The sequence below is a fragment of the Rouxiella badensis genome, from assembly GCF_026967515.2.
GTDB classification, from domain to species: domain Bacteria; phylum Pseudomonadota; class Gammaproteobacteria; order Enterobacterales; family Enterobacteriaceae; genus Rouxiella; species Rouxiella badensis.
Genome location: NZ_CP114062.1, coordinates 4,685,712 through 4,707,319 on the forward strand (window position 1 = coordinate 4,685,712; position 21,608 = coordinate 4,707,319).

Sequence of the window (21,608 nt, forward strand, 5' to 3'; positions counted from 1 at the left end):
GTGAACCGACTCCGATGATGGCCGATTTTAATAAAGCCGTACTTGAGCATGACATTTAACTGGCCACTCCTCCATCACGCCCATGGGTTCTGCCAAGAAATTTCTATTTAAAGGTAAGAACTCTCTAGCTAAAAAACTAATTTGATATCAAACAATATTTCAACATGTTAATAATGTTTACATTTGCGCCCTCTGTTACACCACGAACAAAATCACATTGTTACGTTTTTAAAAGGGTGCACTTAAGTGAAAAAAACACACAAACTCCAGGGGATGGCATTATCCCTCCTTACCGCCAGCATGTTGTTGTCATTCCAACTACATGCCTATGATAAATATGATATTAAAAAAGCCTATCCTGGCGGAGAAAAAGTCACCCATCAGGGGGGTGATTATCAATCTCAATGGTATGCCAACCCAGGTGAAAAACCGAATGCCTCGGTAGCCCATATCTGGGAAAACGTATGGAAAAAAATCGGCACTTCAACTGACCCGGATACTGACCCCACGCCAGGCCCAGACCCGGATACAGACCCGGATACAGACCCTACGCCTGGACCTTCTGACTATCCGCAATACCAGTCAGGCAAACATTACAAAATGGGCGAGATTGTCAGCAATAAAGGCAAAGATTATCAATGTCAGGTTGCTAACTGGTGTAGTGGGGAACCTTCGGCCTATGCACCAGGCGATGGCTGGGCATGGGAATCAGCGTGGAGTCTGCACGGACTCGCGCCTGAACCGGGTATGGAACTCACCCAGAAAGCGCTGAATGAGCGTGAAGATGCTTTGACAAACACCTCGCAACTGGTTGCAGTGAAAAAAGCCATCCGCACCCTGAGCAACGAAAAGGTTGAGCAAATTAAACCCGGTGCGGCGAACAATCCTTCCAACGTGAAACGCGTTGAAGAGTTGGTGACGGCAGAGAAATGGAATACCTTCTTCCCACACCGCGACCCTGCTTACACCTATGAAAACTTCTTGAAGGCAGTCGGGAAATTCCCCGTTCTTTGTGCTGATAGCGAAAATGGGCAGGACGCCGATGGGATTTGTAAAAAGACACTGGCGACCATGTTTGCTCACTTTGTTCAGGAAACCGGGGAACATGCCAACCAAAGTGATGTAGCGCAGTGGCAACAAGGATTGCATTGGGTCCGGGAAATGGGCCTGAATGAAACGTCCTATGATAAATACACGGGTGCTACCTGTGATCCTACCACCTGGCAGGGAAAAGCTTGGCCTTGTGCAAAAGACAAACAAGGTAATGCGCTGAGCTATTTTGGCCGCGGGGCGAAACAACTGAGCTATAACTTCAACTATGGTGCCTTTTCACAAGCCATGTTTGGCGATGTGAACGTTTTACTAAAAGAACCCCATCGCGTAGCCGACACCTGGCTCAACCTGGCCAGTGCAATATTTTTCTATGTTCAACCACAGCCCCCTAAACCGAGCATGCAAGCAGTGATGGATGGCAGCTGGCAGCCTAATGCGGCAGACAAGGCTAATGGGCTGGTTCCTGGTTTTGGTGTCACCACCCAAATCATTAACGGTGGCGTGGAATGTGGCGGCAGCGTGGAAGTTCAACAGTCTCAAAACCGTATCCAGTATTACAAAGAATTTGCCAAGCAATTTGGGGTACCCGTACCTGACAGTGAAGTGCTGGGTTGTAAAGGCATGAAACAATTTAGCGAGGCCAGCTCAGCGGCCATGCCGTTGTTCTGGGTGAAGGATGATAGTTATGTTGCTGAAAATAAAGGTGGCAAGTCCTATGCATGTAAACTTGTTAACTGGCAGGAAAACGATTTTAGCGCGCTGACCAAAGGGGATTACACTCGCTGCGTTAAAGCGAGTTTCCCTGACGTCGTTATCAAGAACTAACTAGCGCGTCTCCGTTGATGTTTGTTTAACATATCGCCCCTTCAGTTAATAAGAAGGGGCGAATCGCTCAGACACTCCCGGCCCTGTCGCCGCGTCCAGATATAAGTCACACCGCCGCACTCAACCTCGATTCCAGCGCACCCTGCGGATTTATGCGCTTTACAAGGAGCGACAGTCTCCATCATTCTTTCGGCAGTGACGGTAAAATACGCTGTGTTTACCGCACACTAAGCATTTATTATTTATTAAACAGGCTATCTGAAGAGATAAGTTTCTAACTGACAGAGGGGATGCATAAAAATTAAATGCGTCGCGCTTTGCCTTAACTTTCATGAGCTCATGATTTAATCTTGTAAATAAATGATTAAATTTTCGATAAAGTTTTTTAAGGTTTATATTTATTGTTAGCTAAATTTAACTGTTGAATGTAAATCAATCAACCTTGTTAGGTTGGCCTAACAATCGATGAAATAATAATCCAGGCCAATAATTAGCGCGAATATTTATATGTTGAGCTCGTTTCTTGCGTGTAAAAGCTCGGCAAAAAGCTTATTGAACTCGTCGACCTTACTTTGCAGTTCGGCCATGTGCCGTTCTTTCTCAGACTCGGGCAGGTAAGCGAAAAGCCGCAGCAGTTCTAGCTCGCGCTCTGCCAGGGGCGGGGCAATGGATTCAATGGGGATGGGAGAAGTCTCTGTATCGCCATATAAAATCCAGGTAGGCGTACACTTGAGTGCGCTAGCCAAAGCAAACAGGTTCCTGCCACCGGGCGTGGTGTCACAGCTCTCCCACTGTGAAATTGTGACATGGGAGACCTTCACAACCGATGCAAGTTTGCGCTGGGTGTATTTCATCTCTTTTCGTCGCAATTTAATGCGGTCACCGGGAGTCATCATAGTTAGGTAATTCTAAGTTCTCTTGCGTTAAATATCTCAAACACATGATTTTTAGGTTAAACTAACAGCACTCTATTAATAACTCATAAAATATCATCATGCGTTTTTCACGCCACCCGTCCGCCTCGATTAAATTATAAAAACTCAATCGAAAGAGGTTTTTCGATAAAAAGGAGATTATTGTTTAATATAGAGCGGTGGACTTTTAAACGCTGTTCTAATATGGACCCATTTTTTCTATAAGTCCGGTGTATTAATCAAAAGGGCGCATAACGGATGTAAAAGGCAAAATTAAGCGGGGATGGATCGTTATGGCAGGGAAAAAGGGGCATTTACCCCTTAGTAGTCCACGTAAGTGCCCTCGAGCGCCAAAACTTGTTCGACGTTGTGCCGGTGTACGGCTTCATAGGGTTCAAACCAGGCAACGGCGCCGGTTGCCAGAGACTCTGCGGCAAACTCCTTCAGCGAAAGATTGGCAAGGCTGGAGTCGGTTTTAAGCCTGATAAGTTGGGCCACATATTTTTCCGTCGCATCGATAAGCTCACGCGGATAGCCGCCCAGCTCAATGATTTCATACCTGCCGTGATTAGGTAATAGCCACTGGAAATGCCATTGTTTAAAACGGGCAAGTTCTTTGAGATGAGTGTCGAGCCTATCAGGCTCCGTCACGTAGGTCAGCGTATCTTCAAGTGTGTCACCGGCCAGAACCAGGCCCAGAGAAGGGATTTTTACCACCACACCGTCAGCGCTATGAATGTCCAGTTGCCTCAGCTCAAGCTCGATAGTGCCGACATGCAGAGTCAAACAATTGTGAAAAGTTGCGGTAGGCATCACCACCGGCTTAATCGGTGGCTTACCGGTCTCCAGGCGTTCGCGATTTTCGCTGAGCAACGCCCGGGTAAGGTCACAGGCGATAATTTCACAGTCACTGAACGCGCCATTGCCCGCCACATGATCGGTGTGCCAATGACTCATGACGACGCGAATATCTGTAATACCCTGGGATTGTAGAGTGTGACGAATGAAAGCGGCATGCCGAAGGCTCATGTGGGTGTCATAAACCACGGCCTCAGTGCCTTGATAAATCACGTAAGTGGCGGTGCCGAGAGAATAGGCACCGTCATCAAGCCAGTTAGCTTCCTGACTATAAAGCCTTTTATTTTCGATACGGCCATCATAAAAAGCCATTATTCCGGGCCACGGCATGCAAACTCGCATGGTCGCAGCCCAGGACTCATCTCGCTCTATCGTTGACATACCTTACCTTGTGTAAAGACCGTCGGTCTTTAAGAAATACAACCTGAAACAGGCGTATGCAACAACAAAATATCGAGAGAGAAAAGAAGCTTAAACGGTACCGGTTCCACCGTCAGAACACCAAACCTGACCGGACGAGTAGCTGTTATCGGCCGAGGCAAAGGTAACGTAAAGTGGCGCAATTTCGCCCGGCTGACCGGGGCGCGCAAGAGGCGCTTCTTCGCCAAACACTTCAACTTTTTCCTGTGGTTGCCCACCGCAAACCTGTAGCGGAGTCCAGTAAGGGCCCGGTGCGACGGCGTTTACGCGTATACCCTCTGGGCCAAGCTGTTTAGCAAGAGACTTGGTGAAAGCGACGATAGATGCCTTGGTCTGCGCATAGTCGAGCAGGATTTCGCTCGGCTTATAGGCTTGTACGGAGGTGGTGTTAATGATTGAGGCACCACGCGGCAAGTAGTCGAGCGCCGCTTTTGTTATCCAGAACATCGCATAAACGTTGGTTTTAAAGGTCGCGTCAAATGCCTCTGTAGTCAGATCCTTGATGGACTCGCAGAACTGCTGACGACCGGCGTTATTAACCAGAATATCCAGGCCGCCAAGCTCGCTCGCTGCCTGTTTCACCAACTTCTGACAAAAGGCCTCATCGCGGATATCACCCGGAATCGCCACCGCCTTGCGGCCTTCTTCCCTGATTAACGCGATCACTTCCTTCGCGTCTGATTCCTCGGCGGGGAGGTAGTTGATAGCAACGTCGGCGCCTTCACGGGCATAGGCAATCGCGACGGCTCGGCCGATACCAGAGTCACCGCCGGTTATCAGTGCTTTGCGACCTGTCAGTTTACCGCTGCCTCGATAGGATTTCTCCCCGTGATCAGGGCGCGGAGACATCTCGCTCACCAGACCCGGGAAAGGTTGTTTCTGCTGTTTAAACGGCGGAACAGGATAAGACTCAGCATTGCCCAGAATATTTGAGGTGGGGGAATTTTGCTTGTTGCTCATTGTGTGCTCCTTCCATTAGGTTAAACATACCTAAAGCCTAGTGTAAAAAATTACCTTTTTGAAATATTCAGATTGTTCTGCTGATTATTTTCCTTATTTACACTGACTCTGTTTGCACGATGCTGGAGACTCATGGAACGGAATCAGACTTGAACCCTGTATAGATATTCAGTAGAATCCGCATTGTCTATTTTTTGCCCTAAAAAACGCCTCGCAGCTCTGTTTATCTTATTAAAAAGCGCCCTATGCCAAACGAAAATACGCCTCTGCTTTACCAGTATCCGGAACACCTTCGCCATACGCTCGAGACGCTGCCCGCGCGCAGTGGGGTCTATATTTTCTATGGGCAGGACCAGACGTTTCCGCTGTATATCGGCAAAAGCGTTAATATCCGCAGCCGCGTGCTGGCGCATTTCAGAGCCGTGGATGAGGCGAAACTACTGCGCATGACCTGCAATATCGAGTACGTAGAAACGGTTGGGGAAATAGGCGCACTGCTGCTTGAGTCGAAGATGATCAAGGACCGGCGGCCGCTGTTTAATAAACGACTGCGCGTAACCCGCAAGCTCTGCTCGCTACGGGTTGATGATCAGACGACGGGCATTGTTTTCAGCAACGAGCTCGACTTTTCGACCTCGGAAGATCTCTTCGGATTGTTTAAAACCAAGTTTGCGGCTATTGAAAAACTGCGCGATATCGCCGACGAGCAGAAGCTCTGCTACGGCGCGCTGGGGCTGGAGAAACTGTCGGCCAAGCGAGCCTGCTTCCGTTTTTCTCTGGGGCGCTGCGCCGGCCTGTGCTGTGGCAAAGAGACGCGGGTGGAGCACCAGACGCGCCTCAAAATGGCGCTTGAGGCGATGAAGGTTCGCAGTTGGCCCTATCCGGGACGGATCGCTATCGAAGAAAAATCAGGCCAGCAGACGGAATATCACGTGTTGAACAACTGGTTTTATCTGGGCACCGTCAGCACGCTTGAGGCGGCCAAAGGCGTACAAACCGCGACGCCTCATTTTGACCGCGACAGCTATAAGATCCTCTGCCAGCATGTGTTCAGGCACCAGGGGCTGAACATCACGCTATTGGATTAGAGCCTGCCCGCACTGCCGCAGATGCGGATCTTTTCGGCCACCACCTCTTTCATCGCCTGCTTGCCGGGCGTGATATATTTACGCGGATCGTTGGCGTCAGGGTTTTCACTGAAATAGCCCTTAACCGCATCGGCGAAGGCGATTTTTAGTTCGGTGGCAACGTTCACTTTGCATACGCCGAGCGCGATGGCCCGGGCGATCATCGCCTCGGGAATGCCAGAGGCGCCGTGCAATACCAGCGGAATTTCCACCTGCTGGCGGATCTTCTCCAGCCTGTCGAAATCGAGCCGGGGCTCGCCCTGATATAGTCCGTGTGCTGATCCTATCGCCACCGCAAGCGAGTCGATCCCGGTCACCTCGACAAACTCCTTCGCGGCCAAAGGATCGGTGAAGAAACTGTCGGCTGAATCGACCACCAGATCGTCCTCCTGCCCCCCCAATCTGCCCAGTTCGGCCTCAACGCTGGCACCGTATCGATGGCAGAGTTTTACCGCCTGCATCACCAGCTCGATGTTCTGGCGAAACGGCAAGTGCGATCCGTCGATCATCACCGATCGGATCCCTTGCCGGACCTTGTCCTCGATATCGCCCATCTCTTCGTGGTGATCAAGATGCAGAGCCAACGGCAGGTTATAGCGTCGGGCGGCGGCCTGGCAGATCTCGACCAGATAATCCGTTCCTGCATAGCTGAAGGTGCCGGGCGTACCGGCCATGATCACCGGCGAGCCCATCTCGGCGGCGGTTTCTGCCACCACCTGCACCGTTTCCAGATTGTGCACGTTGAAAGCAGGCACCGCGTAACCTTCGCGCTGCGCTTTATTTAACATCTCGCGGTTAGAGACTAAATACATGGAAACTCCCTGAATTGGCGCAAAAAAACCGTCGTCTATATCCGTCAGAGTGCGGAAGCACTGGCCGGATTAACGGGTTTTGAATAGTGATAAATCGTGACCCCTTTCACCACGCGATTCACCTCGCCGGTTGGGCAAGGGTTATCCGGCGTCAGGCCATGTGCCAGCGAGGTCTCCATCGCCAGCATCTGGGCGAACAGCAGGTAAGGGAACATCATCCACACGTCTTCGCGTTCGTTATGCAGGGTCTGAATGTCATAATGGTCTTGTACGTCGGCTTCGCCGCTGAGCCCTACCATCTGCTGCACTAGGCCATCGCGTTTCAGCTCGTGCCACAGGTCAAGATCGTATTTGCGCGCGTAACCGTCGCCGGAAAACATCATCAACACCAGCGTCTGGTCATCGACCATAAACTTGGGGCCATGACGCAGGCCCAGCGGCGAGTCGTAGCGGGTAACGATACGTCCCGCGGTGAGTTCCAGCATCTTCAGCGAGGCCTCTTCCGCAAGTCCGGTAAAACAGCTGCCGCCGAGCGTGATGTAGCGGGTGAAGCCGCTGTGTGCCAGCTTCTTGACCTGAGATTGCAGGCTTTCGCGCAGGCGGTAGCCGCTTTCTACCATCCGATTCAGCGGCGGGTAGGCTTCATCGAGCGACTGCGGGCCGAGCAGCAAGGCCGCGCCGAGCATCATGCAGCTAAAGCTCGAGGTCATCGCGAAGCTCTGATCGTTGGAGCCTTTCGGCATCACTACGGCCAGCACGTTGTCGCGGCCTTCGGCATACTGCGCCAGCTGACTGTCGGGATTGCACACCAACATCAGGTGATAACATTCAGGTACCAGCTGATCGGCCAGCGCCACGCTGGCGACGCTTTCAGGGCTGTTGCCGGAACGAGCAAAAGATACCAGCAGCGTAGGACGCGAACGGTCGAGATACTGATGCGGATTGGCGACGATATCCGTGGTGCCATAGGCCACCACGTCGCGGCCGGTCTGCTGGCGTAGCCAGGGCGCGAGCGCCCGACCGGCAAAGGCCGAACTGCCCGCACCACACAGCACAATTTGCAGACGCGGGTTTTCAAGCAGCGGCCGCAGGAAAGGCTGCCACTGTCCGCTGTCCTCGGTGAGCTGTTGATGCAACTGACGCCACAGGTCGGGCTGATTCCATATTTCGCGTGCGGTGTGCAGCGCGTTGTGCTGTTCCAGCCAGTCGGTGCTGTAGGAAAAATAGTGGCTCATGATACGTGCTCCTTCGCAGCGGGCTGGCAGGCATCGGCGTAATCCGTCAGCACTTCACTGATTTTATGTAATACCCAATCCTCGGGATCGGAAGAGAGTGTTCCGGCGTTAATGGCGCGCGCCTGTTCGGGCAGATACTGGCTCAGCAGCGCCAGCGGGACCGGGTTTTGACGCAAATTCTCCAGCAATGCCTCGACGGCCTGTGATACCTCAGGCAGCGGCCAGTAATAGCGCACGCGGTCACTCAGGCTGTACTGGCGATACAAATGCTGCTGATGCGGTTTGCCGGGATAATAGCGACGCCACTGTTCAGGGCGCTCGCACATGACCTGCTCGAGCGTCGCACAAAGGTGTGATGCCTGATGTTCGCCGAGCCACTCGCGCTCGATGTGGTCGAGGGCAAACAGCGCCTCGCGCAGTGCGAAGGTTAGCGCCGGACCCACCTTTAGAATGGCGAAATGGTCACGCACCAGCTGGCGGTAGGCCTGCGGGGGTTGATAATCGGTGGAGTGCGCCTCATACACCAGCGTGGGCCAGCTCTCGATAAAACGAGTGAGCTGACGTGCTCGCTCAGGCTGATAACGCTCTACGCTGTGGTTGTCGAATTCGACGCCCGGCTGCACTACGACGGCAATCACACGCGGCCAGACCGCTGCGAGACCCTGTGCCATCCACGCGCTGCGGTGCACGCCCAGCGTGGTTTCGACGGCATCCGGCGTGGTGACGTGCATCTCTTCTTCCTCGAGTTCGCCCTGCGCACCGCCCGGTACCGGCACTTCGGTGCCAATCACATAAACCGGTGCTTCACCGCCGTGCTGCTGCCAGCTTTTCTCGGCAACGGCACACAGGCGCGCTGCGCGGCGGGCAACTTCTTCGTCGCCGAGCGGGAAGGGATCGCCTGCGCATGACATTGAGCAGTCGAGATGAATCTTGCGAAATCCGGCGGCGACATAGTCGGCTATTAGCGTATCGGCGAGCGCCATCGCCTGTTCTGCGTCTTTATCCTGCCAGGCGTTGGGGCCAAGGTGGTCACCGCCGAGCCATACGCGGTCACGCGGCAGCCCCAGCGCATCTGCCTGCTGCCAGACGGCATCGCGAAACTGATGCGGCTGCATGCCGGTGTAGCCGCCAAACTGATTGACCTGATTGGAGGTCGCCTCAATTAACACTGCGCTGCCTCGCTGAAGTGCCTGACGCAGCGCAGCCTCGATAACCCAGGGATGCGCCGAGCAGACAGAGAACACGCCAACCGGCTCTCCGGATTTATGGCGCTGGATCAGCGAAAGTAGTTGTTGCATGAAAACTCCTTAGCAGGATATTCAACGGACAGAATGTTTGGATACGCCGGCCCTTTAGCTGTCGGCGATGATGACTTCAACCCCTAAACTTTGCAGTTTTCGGCGGTACTCCTCGGGAATGCCGCTGTCGGTGACCAATTTCTGGATCTGACCTATCTCACGGATCATGCAGAAACTGGTGCGGCCGAACTTGCTGGCATCCGCCACGGCGATAACTTCGCGCGCCACGTCGCACATGGCACGGTTCAGCTGCGCCTCGCCGGGATTTGGCGTGGTGATGCCGCTGACCAAATCGAAACCGTCCACGCCGAGAAACAGCTTGTCGAAACGATACTGACGAATGTGTTGCTCGGCCGATGGGCCGTACAGCGACCACGATTTGCGCCTCACGCTGCCGCCAATCACCATCAGGTCGACCTGCTCATTGCTTGCCAGCTCAAACGCAATGTTCAGTGCGTTGGTCATCACCACCAGTTCCTGTTTGCCCTGCAGCTGCGGCACCATCTGGCTGATGGTTGAACCCGAATCGAGGATTATCGAATCTCCATCATTGACCAGCGCGGCGGCGGCGCAGGCGATGGTGTATTTCACGTCGCGATTAATGCGTCCCTTGTCCTGCAGCGGGCGGTCAAACACGAACTGTTTGTTTAGTTTGGCGCCTCCATAGGCGCGCACGGCACAGCCGCTTCTTTCCAGATAACGCAGGTCGTTACGGATGGTCACGCTCGATACGTCGTACTGCCCGCTGAGCTCTTCGACCCGCACTGACCCCTCGCGGCACAGCTGGTCGATGATCAATTCCCGACGTTTTAGCGTATTTATCATTGGCGTTTATTCTCCCGAGGCAGCGGCCACGTTTCCGCTTACGACAACCTTGCTGCTTTCAGTGTTTCGGCTTGATTACAACAAACGGAACACTGAAAATCAACGTCATTTTTCACAATAAATCTTTATATATCATATGTTTAATTTTATTTTTTCTTTCGATTGAGACTAAATCGAAAGCACAACATATGGCGTATAAAGCGCCAAAAACGTTATGAATCAGCCGTTCTTTCGATTTGTTTCACCGTGCAATCCGCACAGAGTGAAAGACGGCCCCTCTGGCTGTGCGTTTTGTCTTTCGCTTGCCCGGCGGAAAATAATTTATCCCTTCATCCGTCAAGCAGAGCCGCACCGCGCACGCCGCTGCTGTCGCCATACACCGGCGGTAAAATCGCTGCCGGTTGACTGTGAGCGAATAGCCAGCCGCGCATCGCCTGCGGTAGCAGTTGGTAGATCTCCGCAATATTCGACAGGCCGCCGCCAAACACGAACGCATCGACGTCGAGCATCAGTTGCAGGCTAGCCAACGCGCTGGCAAGAATATCGATATACATCGCGATCAGTCGTTGAGCGAGCGGGCAGCCTTGACGATAGTGCGTCAACAGGTCCGGTACGCTGGTGGCCTGATGATGAAAATGCTGGCTGAGTGCCATCAGCCCTCGTCCTGAAACGTAACGCTCGAAACAGCCGCTAAGACCGCAGCTACAGGCAAACAGCGGCAGGTCATAGCGCTGCACCAGCTGGGCAGAAATAGGCGTATGCCCCCATTCACCCGCCAGCCCATTTTTGCCCTTGTAGAGGTGCCGATTCAGCACTAATCCGCCGCCTGCACCGGTGCCGATAATCACCCCGAATACGATATCGTGCGCACGCGTCTGTTCAGTGCTGGCCTCCGACAGGGCAAAGCAGCGGCAGTCGTTTTCAATGGTCACCGGGCGGTCCAGCGTATTAGCGAGGTCGTCTCCTAGGCAGTGGCCAGAGAGGCAGGGCACGTTGACCGACAGCTGTTTATGGCTGATGGGGTCGGTCACGCCGGGCAGGCCGATGCCGATGCTGCCGCGCGTATGCAGAGTCATGTCTGCCTGCGCGACCAGCGTTTTCACACAGTCCAGAAACTGCTGATAGTCTGCGGTCGGCGTATTAACGCGTTGGCAAAATACCTGGTTAAGCCGGTCGTCGAAGGCCGCCATTTCAATCTTGGTGCCGCCGATATCAAATCCATAGCGCATCCATTTTCTCCTCGCGAGTCAGGCAGAGTGCACGGCGATAACGGCACATTCGCGGCGTGCTCGCTCGGCGGCAAAGACCATCAGATGGCTTTCCAGGGTCTCTCTCGGGCCAGAGAGGATCTGGCTGGCATCGTTGCGGCGTATGGCGTCGATGAAGTGTGCCATCAGGTAGTAGTCACCGCCGCCGTGGCCGCTCATGGTACTGCTTTGCGCCGGGTCGATGCTGTCGATATCGTCTACGTCATAGACCGTCTCGCTGTCGTCGATAAACGAGGTGATGCGGATAAAGCGACCGTCGCCTTCGAGCGTGCCGTGACTGCCAAACAGCTGGGTTTTACGGTCTTCATGGCGGGTAAAGGCGGTCATGGTGAAGGAGGCCGTTTTGCCACCGGCGAACTGAATATTGACGACCTGATGATCGACCACGTTATTGTCGCAGCGGTAAACGCAGCGGCCGTACTGCCCGTTGCGCAGTGCAGCGAGGAGATTCTCCTGACTGACGTCCGGCGTGAGTACGCGCAGAAAACCCTGGGTCGATTTATGCGTGTCGCCGAGGTAGATCTTTTTGGCTGAGTAGGGGCATTGTGACTCTACGCCGCAGTCGAGGCAGTTGTCGGCGGCTCCGGCAGGCTGGTTCTCGGCGCGAAAATGGCGCAGGCCGCCGAAGGAGCTGACCTGTTCGCATGGGGTATCCATGATGTAGCGGATCCAGTCGATGTCATGGCAGGATTTCTGCAGCAGCATTGAGGCCGAATGTTGGTCGTTGCGCCAGTTGCCACGTACGAAGGAGTGCGCCTGATGCCAGTATCCGACCGGCTCGAGGTGCTGCATGCTAACCACGTCACCGATCGCTTTATCACGCAGCAGCTGCTTGAGTTTTTGGGTGTAGCGGGTATAGCGCAGCACGTGGCCGACCGAGAAAATCACCCCGGCGCGTTGCACCGCCTGCACAATATCGCGACATTCCTGGCTATCAGGAGAAAGCGGTTTTTCGAGCAGCATATGATAGCCCAGGGCGGCGAAGGCCAGCGCCGGTTCGAGGTGCATACTGTCCTGAGTGCAAATCAGCACCGCGTCGGCCATTTTTTCTTCCGCCGCCGCGTCTTTCCAGTCTTTAAAAACGCCCTCTGGTGCAATATCGTGCTGCGCGACGAACTGCTCTCGATAGACGTCACGCGGCTCGGCCACGGCCACCACGCGCATCAGCTCGGGATGCGCCAGCGCGTAACGTGAATAAATTTCCCCGCGTGCACCGGCGCCGACCACCAACACACTGACGGGTTTAACTGAAGATGAGGTTAATGACATTGCGATTCTCCACTTGTTTCAGGCGAACAAAAGGCCGTAATTTTTAATGACGCTGTTTTAGATTTAGGCCGGTTTCTTTGTCGAACAGGTGCGCGCGGTCGAGTGCGAAATCCAGCCAGATTTTTTCACCCAGCAAAGGATCCCAGTCGTGCCGCGTCGCGACGCGAGTGATAAAGCGATACCCGCCAATGTCGCAGTGCAGCAGCTCTTCATTGCCCATGCGTTCAACGGTCATGATGGTGGCGGCAAGGGCGTTTGGCGTCCCGGCCTCGACCCGGCGCAGGTACTCGGGGCGGATGCCAAGACAGACTTCGTTGTGGTGATAACCGCTTAGCTGAGCCTGAAGTTCTGGCGGCAGCGTCAGCAGCGCGTGTTCGCCAAGACGCAGGCCAATGTCTCCGTTCTGACGGCTTAACGCGAGGTCATGCAGGTTCATTGACGGGCTGCCAATAAACTCCGCCACGAATCGATTGGCCGGTGAATGGTAGAGATTCACCGGTTTATCAACCTGCATTATCTGCCCACGGTTGAGCACGCAGATACGGTCGCCCATGGTCATCGCCTCGACCTGATCGTGCGTGACGTAAATCATCGTTGCGCCGACGCCTTCTTTTTTCAGCTGGTTATGCAGGTCGATCAGCTGTACGCGCATCGAGACGCGCAGCTTGGCGTCGAGGTTGGAGAGCGGTTCATCAAACAGAAACACCTTGGGTTTGCGCACGATGGCACGGCCGACCGCCACGCGCTGGCACTGACCGCCCGAAAGTTGGCCGGGCTTGCGCTGTAGCAGGCTGGTGATTTCCAGCTTTTCGGCCGCTTCACGCACGCGTCGGTCGATCTCCTGTTTGCTCTCCTTGCCAATCAGGCTAAAGGCCATATTTTTATAGACCGTCATATGCGGATAGAGCGCGTAGTTCTGAAATACCATCGCGATGCCGCGGTCTTTCGGTAAGGTATCGTTAACGCACTGATTCTGAATCACGATTTGCCCTTCGCTGACGCTTTCCAGACCGGCAATCATCCGCAGCAGGGTGGACTTCGCACAGCCCGACGGGCCGACAAACACCATAAATTCACCGTCGTGGATCTCGAGATCGATACCGTGGAGCGCTTTAAAACCGTTGGGATACACTTTTTCAACGCAGTGCAGCTGTATTCCAGTCATATTTCAGTCCTCCCCCTTCAGGGCATTACATTAATAGTGTGATGGATAAAAAGGCCTAGCTCTTGACGCCCGAGCTGGCGATGCCCTGAATGAAGTAGCGCTGAAAAAGAATGAACAGCATCAGCATGGGAATAATGGCCATCAGCGCGCCTGCCATCAGCATCGGATACTCTTCCCCCGCTCGGCTCGACAGCGACGCCAGGCCGACGGGAAGGGTGAGTTTGTCGCTGCTGGTATTGACGATCAGCGGCCACATCAGGTTATTCCAGCTCCACAGGCCGTTGATGATGATGCAGGCAATAATGCCGGGCCGGATCAGTGGCAGCATAATGCGCCAGAAGATGGCGAAGTGGTTGTAGCCGTCCATCAGCGCGGCTTCCTCCATCTCCTTGGGCACCGCCATAAAGAACTGACGCAGCAGGAAAGTGGCGTAGATACTGAAGATGCCGGGCAGGATCATCCCGGTCAGGGTATTGAGCAGCCCGAGCTTCTGCACCACCAGAAACTGTGGGATCAAAAACGCCTGACCCGGCACCATCAGAATCGAAATACACAGTACGAACACGACGTTGCGGCCGCGAAAATGCAGTCGCGCAAAGCTGTAAGCGGCCATTGTGGCGATCATCATCTGTAGCGTGACGGTGAAAAAGGTCGAGAGGATCGAGTTGATATAGAACTCGGTGAACGGGATCTCGTGCAGGATGCGCCCATAAGCCGAGAAGTTCGGGTGCGAGGGCAGCATTTGCAGTGGGATCTGAATGCTCTCGGCTTGGGTTTTCAGCGAGGTGATCAGCATCCACAGAAACGGCACTACCGAGGCGAGGCTGGCGAGCAGCATAAAGGCGTACACCGCCCATTTTTGAGCGTTGAACTTCTTCGCTGCCATTGCGCTGCCGGGCAGTTCTTGAGAGGCGGTTGAAAACAGGCTCATGTCCTACTCCTTATGCCACTTTCAGGCGTTTGCCGATGGCCATCTGAATGAGGGTAATCAGCATGGTGACGATAAACAGCACCACGGTGATGGCGGAGGCGTAGCCTTTTTCCTGCAGGTAGAACGCATTCTTGAAGAACAAATAGGTGATGGTCATGGTGTCGTTCTCAACCATCGAGCGGTTAAACATCAGATAGATAACGTCGAAGATTTGCAGCACTTCGATAAAACTCATGACTGAAACGAAGAACAGCGTCGGCACCATCATCGGCAGGGTCAGGCAGAAGAAGCGGCGCAGTGTGCCGATGCCGTCGATGTCCGCCGCCTCGTAAATAGATTTTGGAATGTTCTGTAGCCCGGCCAGCAGAATGATGATTTTCAGCGCTAACGAGGACCAGATAATGATGATGGAAACGCTGAGGCGCACCACTTCAGGGTCCGAAAGCCAGCCAATGGCCGACACATTGAAGAAGTGCAGCAGGTAGTTGATAAGGCCAAAATCTTTGTTAAACAGCCACTGCCAGACCATCGCAACCGCCGCAGGCATGGTGACGGCGGGCAAGAACAGCAGCGTGCGGAACAGCGCCTTGCCGCGAATATTCTGGTTAAGACCGATCGCCAGCAGCAGTGAAAGCGTCAGGCTAATTGGCACGCAGACCAGAACATAAAACAGCGTATTGAAAATCGCCGAGTAAAAATCGTCGTCGGTAAACAGGTCGCGGTAGTTGTCGAGATTGAAGGTCGTCCAGTGCATGAACTGATCGAGATCGGTGAAGCTGTAGAAGATATTTTGCAGGAAGGGGACAAAGTAAAACACCAGCAGCCCTATCAGCAAAGGCAGGACCATCACCCAGCCCCAAAAGCGTTCGGCGCGCTCCAGGCGAGTCAGCACTCGGCGGGCGGGTTTGGTAGACGTGGCGTCAACGCTTTGGGTAACGGCGGTTTGCCGTTTCACCGCAACGGAAACCGATTCTGCAAGCGACATGGTGAATACCTCAGTTCGTGTGCAAAAACCTTCTCCAGCCGGGTGTCATCTCCGCGGCTGGAAGGTGTTTAGGGACTTTTTAGCTAAGCGTTACTCTTCCATGACCCGTGAGATTTTCTTAACCGACTTGTCCATCTCTTGTTTGGCGTCCGCGCCCATGAAGATGCGCTTCAGGCTGGCTATCCACATGTTTTGCCATTTCGGTGTGTTGGTACCGGCCGTTGGATAGGCTTTGGTAAAGTTAAGGGTTTCGATATAAGGCGTGACGTCGACGTTCTTGATGTTGGCGGCCCAGGCTTTGGCAGCGGTCTTATTGGCAGGGATAACCGCCTTGGCGAGGATTTCCTGAGACGGCTCCGAGCTCATAAACTGAATATAGCGCCAGGCTTCGGCTTTATGCGTACTCTTGGCCGACAGGGCAAATCCGAGACTGTGGGCTACACCAGATTGGCGATCGATTTTTGGCATGATCACCACGCCAATATGGTCGTTAATCAACGGATTGCTGGCGAACGGTGCAGCAAGCCAGGATCCGGCGTAGGCCATCGCGGCGCGGTTTGACTGGAAGATGTTTTCGGTTTTAACTTCGCTCATCTGCTGCGCAGTGGGTAGCAGCCCGGTTTTCATCATTTCCTGCAGCTGCTGGTAGACCCAGATTGACTTGTCGTTGGCGATGTCGGTGGGTTTGCCGTCGGTCGGCACGACGTTATTGCCGCTTTGATAGAGCAGGTTAAGATAACTGTCCTGACCATCGTTGCTGAGGTCCATTACCAGCGGGAATTCGTCCCCTTTCAGGCCGGCTTTGAGCTGGGTTGCCTTGGCCTTGAGCTGGTCCCAGGTCCAGTCATTGGTTGGATAGCTGACCTTGGCTTCATCGAACAGTTTCTTGTTGTACCAGACCGCAATGGAATCGACGTCACGCGGGATGGCTAACTGCTGTCCTTTATATTGATAGGCTTTAACCGAGCTAGCGACGATATTATTCATATCTAATTTGCTTTTTTCGATGTCGCTATTTAACGGCTCTAATAATCCATTCTTGGCATACTGGATAAAGTACGGCATGTTTATCCAGAATATATCGGGTGCAACACCGCCGGCTGCTGCTGCATCTAATTTAACAAAATATTGAGCGGCGGGAGTAAGTTCAATATCAATTTTAATATCAGGGTTTTCTTTTTCGAAGTTCTTAGCAATCTGTTGTTCTGCCGCCAGTTGGTTTTTATCCCACACGGCATAGCGTAATGTCACCGGATCGGCAGCTTGGGCAGATAAAGAAAACAGGGCGGGTAATAATATCGCTGAGGCAATCATGCTACGGCTAAATAAAGCCGGTTTAAATAAAAAGGCGGTGCATTTTGTTCGTGACATTGACATCCCCTTGGTCGTTCGAAAAATAAACATTGTCGTAACGTACATTCTTTCTATCCCCTAAATTTCGGTGTGTCAATATCACGACTTTTGCCCTAAATCAGTGCGGATTGCTTTCGATCTTGTTAAAAACGAAAGGCTAAAAGCGAAAGATGAAAGCCTGCCGAGTTGTAACTTTTCGATAACATTTTGGGTCTCACTTCCAGACAACAAGCGGTATCAGGGCCAGTTACACCGGGAGATTGCCGCACAAGCCCTGCACTACAATGGGGAATAAAAAAGCTTTTATTGTGCATGCGGATAAATCTTTCATTTTTGTGATGCCATTAAACAAAAAAAATGATCTCTCGCGAGCCTAAAGTGTGAGATGGGTATTCGAAGAAGATTATTAATGAGACTTGCTCTCATCTACCCACTGCTGATTTAATTTATTCCCTTATTGTCTGTTGATTAAAAAAATGGCAGGCTAAATATTCATATTTTCCGCTGGCCCCGCGAGTCTGACTATTATGAATCTTTCACTGTCTTTTACTCATAGTCTGGAAAAGATATTTCATCAGAGATCACGTCCTGATTTTATATCGATTAAACATCTTTCATTGTTAAACAATGAAAGTATTTCTTTTCAGTGTGTCTACTGCCTGCATAAAGAAGATGATGAACCTCGCCGTAAATTGCGCTTTGAAATCCAGGGGACGTTGTCAGAAAACATATCGGTGCGGCAGGTCAGGCATGTACCCAGTCTTTTCCCCTGCTATCAAACCGTTGATGACGATTATTTGACCGTTGAACCGGGGCTATTTCCCGATCCGCTGATGCCATTGCCGAATAACACCTTTTTTGTGAACGGCAATTATTATGGCAGCCTGTGGCTAACGCTTTCGCCAGAAAACGAAACCCTGCCTGCCGGAAACAGTGCGGTCTGCCTGCGTATTATCGACGTGGAAAGTGGGAAGACGCTGGGCGACGCGAGTCTTAGCCTTGACGTTTTACCGCAGGCCCTTCCAGCGCAAACGTTGCTGCACACCGAGTGGTTTCACGCCGACTGCCTGGCCGACGTCTATCGCATTGCGGTGTTCAGCCCCGAGTGGTGGCTGGCGGTGAGAAACTTTGTGCGCTGTGCGGTCCGCAACGGCGTCAATATGCTGCTGACACCCGTTTTCACCCCGCCACTCGATACGGCTATCGGCGGTGAACGCACTACGGTGCAGCTGGTGGGGGTCAGTCAGGAGGTCGGCGAGGGTTATCGGTTTGATTTCACGCAGCTGGAAAAATGGGTAGAGTTGTGCCAAGAGGAAGGCATCACTACCTTCGAGATTTCACATCTTTTTACCCAGTGGGGCGCTAATCATGCGCCAAAAATCACGGTCGAGAGAGAAGGGCGACTGAGCCGGGCATTTGGCTGGGAGACCGACGCTCAGGGCCCCGAATACCGCGACTTTTTGCAGGCATTTCTGCCCGCACTGTGCGATTGGCTGCGTGAAAGGGGGTTGCAGAAACACGCCTGGTTCCACGTCTCTGACGAGCCCAAGATGGAGGATATCGACGCCTACCGGCGGGCAAGCGAACTTATTCGCCCGTTGATCAAAGGGTTTCCAGTATTGGATGCGCTGTCAGACTATGAGTTCTATCAGCAGGGGCTGGTGCAAAATCCGGTGACCGCGAGTGACCACATAGAGCCGTTTCTGCAACATAAGGTGCCGGATCTTTGGACCTATTACTGCTGCGTGCAGAAGCTCGATGTCGCAAACCGTTTCTTCTCTATGCCCTCTTACCGCAATCGGATTTTAGGCGTACAGCTTTATCTTTATTCGATTACCGGTTTTCTGCACTGGGGATTTAACTTCTACAACAGCGGGCACTCGCTTGAGCATCTCGATCCCTTTGCCATTACCGACGGGCAGGGCGCTTTCCCCTCTGGCGATCTTTTTGTAGTCTATCCCGGCGAGGATTATCAGCCGATAGAATCTCTGCGCCTCGTGGTGCTGAGGGAAGCGCTACAGGATCTGCGCGCACTGCAACTGCTGGAAACCGTCACCAGCCGTGAGGAGGTGGAAGCGCTGATCGAGCGCATGGCGGGAATGCGTATCACCTTTAAACACTACCCTCGGCAGGCTAATTTCTTACTCGGCCTGAGGAGTGAGGTTAACAGTATGATTAAAAAGACTTTGAGCTGATTAGTGCGGGGTACGTAATTAAATGATTGCGTACCTTTATTAATTATTTCGATTTGTTTTGAAATATATTTTTAACAAAAATGCTATAACTGCATTAATTTAGCTAATAATAGTACGATTATCTTCAGTTTGACTGTGCAATATCTTTGGGTCTGTGAGAAAATTACGCACACACGATGTGCTGCAGCAATTTGCTCGGTCGCCATCCTGTCGTTTAACACCAGGTGGTCATTTTAGCTGAATAAAGAGATCTAATAGGTGGCGTGCAATGACAGGCTGCTTATGATGTTGATCTAAGGAATTGTATGAAATTAGCAAGTTTTTATCGCCCCCAGTCAGATGAAAAGTCTTACGGTATTGTTACTGAACATGGTGTTATTGATGCCGGAAGAAGATTCTCCGATCGGTATTCCACGCTGCAATCTCTTTTAAATGACAATGCATTAAACATCCTGCATGAATTGGATGGAACTCCTGCCGATTACGCGACAGATGACATTGTTTTCCTTCCGGTTATTGAAACCCCAGGAAAGATTTTCTGCGTTGGGATGAATTATTCTGATAAGAGAAAAGAGTTCGAAGAAAATAACAATGCACCGACTTTGTTCATTCGCTTCCCGGACACTTTCAGCGCTCACAAAGATAATCTTATCAAACCAGCTACCAGCGATGAGTTTGATTATGAAGGTGAGCTGGCGGTAGTCATTGGCCGTTACGCGAGCGAAGTGAAGAAAGAAAACGCTCTGGATTATATCGCCGGATATAGCTGTTTCATGGACGCCACTGTGCGCGATATGCAACACACCTGGTTTACCGCAGGTAAAAACTGGAGACAAACTGGCGGCTTCGGACCATGGTTGGTGACCACCGACGAAATTACCGATCCCCAGGCTCTGCCAATCGAGACCTATCTAAACGGTATGCGTGTGCAAAACGACACCACCGGAAATATGATCCACACCGTTGCGGATATCATTGAATATATTTCTCGTTTCAGCCCACTTTCTCCGGGTGACGTTATCATCACCGGCTCGCCGGGCGGCGTAGGTAAAAAAAGAACGCCACCGCTGTTTATGAAGAGCGGCGACACTATCGAGGTAAAAATTGGTGGTATCGGTACCCTCACCAACCAGATAGTTGCTCAGGCGGTCTAAATAACCCTGCCAGCCCAAAGCCATAAGTTATTGGCTTTGGGAGGCATTGTTATCCAGATGATTCACTCAGGCGTTATCTAATTATTGGCTAACACCGTATCTAGTGTTTTCGCGATACGTGAAGAGCTGCGGCTTTATTCGCATTAATGACCGATGTGCTTAGTGTCTCGCCGCGCATTATTGACGCGCAAAGGGTACCCATAAAACAGTCTCCTGCGCCGTGGGTGCTGACCAGCTCAACTCTTTCTGCTTCTATCTCCTGAACATTGCCTTTATTTTCACTGTACGCCACACCGAGTCCACCCGCCGTTACGATGACGGTAGGATAATCTTTATTGAGTAATTTCGCGGCGAGTGCGGCATCGTGCAGACTTTCTACCGTCATACCCGACATATCGCGCGCCTCAACCGCGTTGACCACTAGCAGGTCAATGCAGCCTTGCAGCGCGGGCGATAACAGTTTAGCCGGGGCGGCATTGATGCACACCGGAATGCCGCGCTGTCTGGCCGCTTTCGCCGCCTGTAAATTGACCTCTTCCGGTAATTCGTTTTGCAGTAACAGCATGCCAACGTTTGACCAGACGCCAGCATTCGAGAACTGTGCTGCGTCGATGCGCGTATTGGCGTTGGACAACACCACCGCACCATAATCGCCCTCGGCGTCAGTGGTCGCCACGCTCATACCCGAGGCGACACCCGCAATAATCTCCACCCGTTGGCTATCGATGTGATTTTTTTTCAACACCTCGAGCAGCCATTTACCGTGCTCATCGTCGCCGACTGCGCCGCAAAATACCACCTCGACCCCCGCCTGAGCCGCAGAAACGGCCTGATTGCCCCCTTTACCGCCAAATTTGAATGAACATCCGGTGCCGATAACCGTCTCACCTTTCTCAGGGCGGTGGTGCGCGTCCACCATAATATCGTAATGCAGACTGCCGACGACGAGGAGCTTACTCAT

18 protein-coding genes are annotated in these 21,608 nt (G+C 52.6%); 4 read left to right on the forward strand and 14 right to left on the reverse strand.

Features of this window, described 5'->3' with window-relative positions; translation table 11 throughout:
* The first annotated feature begins 300 nt into the window (after positions 1-300).
* Positions 301-1,878, forward strand: coding sequence for a glycoside hydrolase family 19 protein (locus tag O1V65_RS21695; RefSeq protein WP_265578409.1), 1,578 nt, complete (start codon positions 301-303; stop codon positions 1,876-1,878).
* Positions 1,879-2,381: 503 nt separating this feature from the next.
* Here the strand turns inward: O1V65_RS21695 and O1V65_RS21700 are convergent.
* From O1V65_RS21700 to O1V65_RS21710, 3 genes are all read right to left on the reverse strand, one after another.
* On the reverse strand, positions 2,382-2,774 hold the full coding sequence (locus O1V65_RS21700; RefSeq protein WP_017491522.1) for a helix-turn-helix domain-containing protein: 393 nt from the start codon (positions 2,772-2,774) through the stop codon (positions 2,382-2,384).
* 339 nt (positions 2,775-3,113) lie between these two features.
* Positions 3,114-4,031, reverse strand: coding sequence for an MBL fold metallo-hydrolase (locus O1V65_RS21705; protein WP_192504140.1), 918 nt, complete (start codon positions 4,029-4,031; stop codon positions 3,114-3,116).
* 90 nt (positions 4,032-4,121) lie between these two features.
* Entirely contained in the window at positions 4,122-5,030 is a 909-nt protein-coding gene (locus tag O1V65_RS21710; RefSeq protein ID WP_225741531.1) for an SDR family oxidoreductase, read from the reverse strand.
* Positions 5,031-5,275: 245 nt separating this feature from the next.
* Between O1V65_RS21710 and cho the strand changes: the two genes are divergently transcribed.
* Positions 5,276-6,118 (forward strand): excinuclease Cho, encoded by an 843-nt coding sequence (gene cho, locus O1V65_RS21715; RefSeq protein ID WP_017491525.1) that lies wholly within the window; start codon positions 5,276-5,278, stop codon positions 6,116-6,118.
* Here the strand turns inward: cho and O1V65_RS21720 are convergent.
* From O1V65_RS21720 to O1V65_RS21765, 10 genes are all read right to left on the reverse strand, one after another.
* Positions 6,115-6,969, reverse strand: a complete 855-nt coding sequence (locus tag O1V65_RS21720) for a tagatose bisphosphate family class II aldolase (RefSeq protein ID WP_017491526.1) — start codon at positions 6,967-6,969, stop codon at positions 6,115-6,117. The two genes, cho and O1V65_RS21720, sit on opposite strands and share 4 nt — an antisense overlap.
* Before the next feature lie 44 nt (positions 6,970-7,013).
* Positions 7,014-8,204 carry an SIS domain-containing protein gene (locus O1V65_RS21725; RefSeq protein ID WP_269130023.1) on the reverse strand — a complete coding sequence of 397 codons (1,191 nt, stop codon included), beginning with the start codon at positions 8,202-8,204 and terminating at the stop codon, positions 7,014-7,016.
* On the reverse strand, positions 8,201-9,502 hold the full coding sequence (locus O1V65_RS21730; protein ID WP_017491528.1) for a D-tagatose-bisphosphate aldolase, class II, non-catalytic subunit: 1,302 nt from the start codon (positions 9,500-9,502) through the stop codon (positions 8,201-8,203). The genes O1V65_RS21725 and O1V65_RS21730 overlap by 4 nt, the downstream gene beginning before the upstream one ends.
* Positions 9,503-9,556: 54 nt before the next feature.
* Entirely contained in the window at positions 9,557-10,327 is a 771-nt protein-coding gene (gene agaR / locus O1V65_RS21735) for a transcriptional repressor AgaR (protein ID WP_017491529.1), read from the reverse strand.
* 329 nt (positions 10,328-10,656) lie between these two features.
* On the reverse strand, positions 10,657-11,556 hold the full coding sequence (locus O1V65_RS21740) for an ROK family protein (protein WP_017491530.1): 900 nt from the start codon (positions 11,554-11,556) through the stop codon (positions 10,657-10,659).
* Positions 11,557-11,574: 18 nt separating this feature from the next.
* Positions 11,575-12,864 carry a Gfo/Idh/MocA family protein gene (locus O1V65_RS21745; protein WP_227990096.1) on the reverse strand — a complete coding sequence of 430 codons (1,290 nt, stop codon included), beginning with the start codon at positions 12,862-12,864 and terminating at the stop codon, positions 11,575-11,577.
* Between the two features lie 43 nt (positions 12,865-12,907).
* A complete protein-coding gene (locus O1V65_RS21750) occupies positions 12,908-14,029 on the reverse strand; it encodes an ABC transporter ATP-binding protein (protein ID WP_269130024.1) in 1,122 nt (373 codons plus the stop codon).
* Positions 14,030-14,084: 55 nt separating this feature from the next.
* Positions 14,085-14,915: a carbohydrate ABC transporter permease gene (locus tag O1V65_RS21755; RefSeq protein WP_026110483.1), complete on the reverse strand. Its 831-nt coding sequence runs from the start codon at positions 14,913-14,915 to the stop codon at positions 14,085-14,087.
* Between the two features lie 55 nt (positions 14,916-14,970).
* Complete coding sequence (locus O1V65_RS21760; RefSeq protein WP_017491534.1) at positions 14,971-15,945, reverse strand: carbohydrate ABC transporter permease; 975 nt, start codon at positions 15,943-15,945, stop codon at positions 14,971-14,973.
* A 90-nt stretch (positions 15,946-16,035) separates the two neighbouring features.
* Positions 16,036-17,316 carry an ABC transporter substrate-binding protein gene (locus O1V65_RS21765; protein ID WP_017491535.1) on the reverse strand — a complete coding sequence of 427 codons (1,281 nt, stop codon included), beginning with the start codon at positions 17,314-17,316 and terminating at the stop codon, positions 16,036-16,038.
* A 698-nt stretch (positions 17,317-18,014) separates the two neighbouring features.
* Between O1V65_RS21765 and O1V65_RS21770 the strand changes: the two genes are divergently transcribed.
* The gene (locus O1V65_RS21770; RefSeq protein WP_225741530.1) at positions 18,015-19,493 is read left to right on the forward strand and encodes a DUF4091 domain-containing protein; all 1,479 of its coding nucleotides are present in this window, start codon (positions 18,015-18,017) and stop codon (positions 19,491-19,493) included.
* Between the two features lie 305 nt (positions 19,494-19,798).
* Positions 19,799-20,647 carry a fumarylacetoacetate hydrolase family protein gene (locus O1V65_RS21775; protein ID WP_017491537.1) on the forward strand — a complete coding sequence of 283 codons (849 nt, stop codon included), beginning with the start codon at positions 19,799-19,801 and terminating at the stop codon, positions 20,645-20,647.
* 100 nt (positions 20,648-20,747) lie between these two features.
* Here the strand turns inward: O1V65_RS21775 and O1V65_RS21780 are convergent, their stop codons facing one another.
* Entirely contained in the window at positions 20,748-21,608 is an 861-nt protein-coding gene (locus O1V65_RS21780; protein ID WP_084913140.1) for a ribokinase, read from the reverse strand.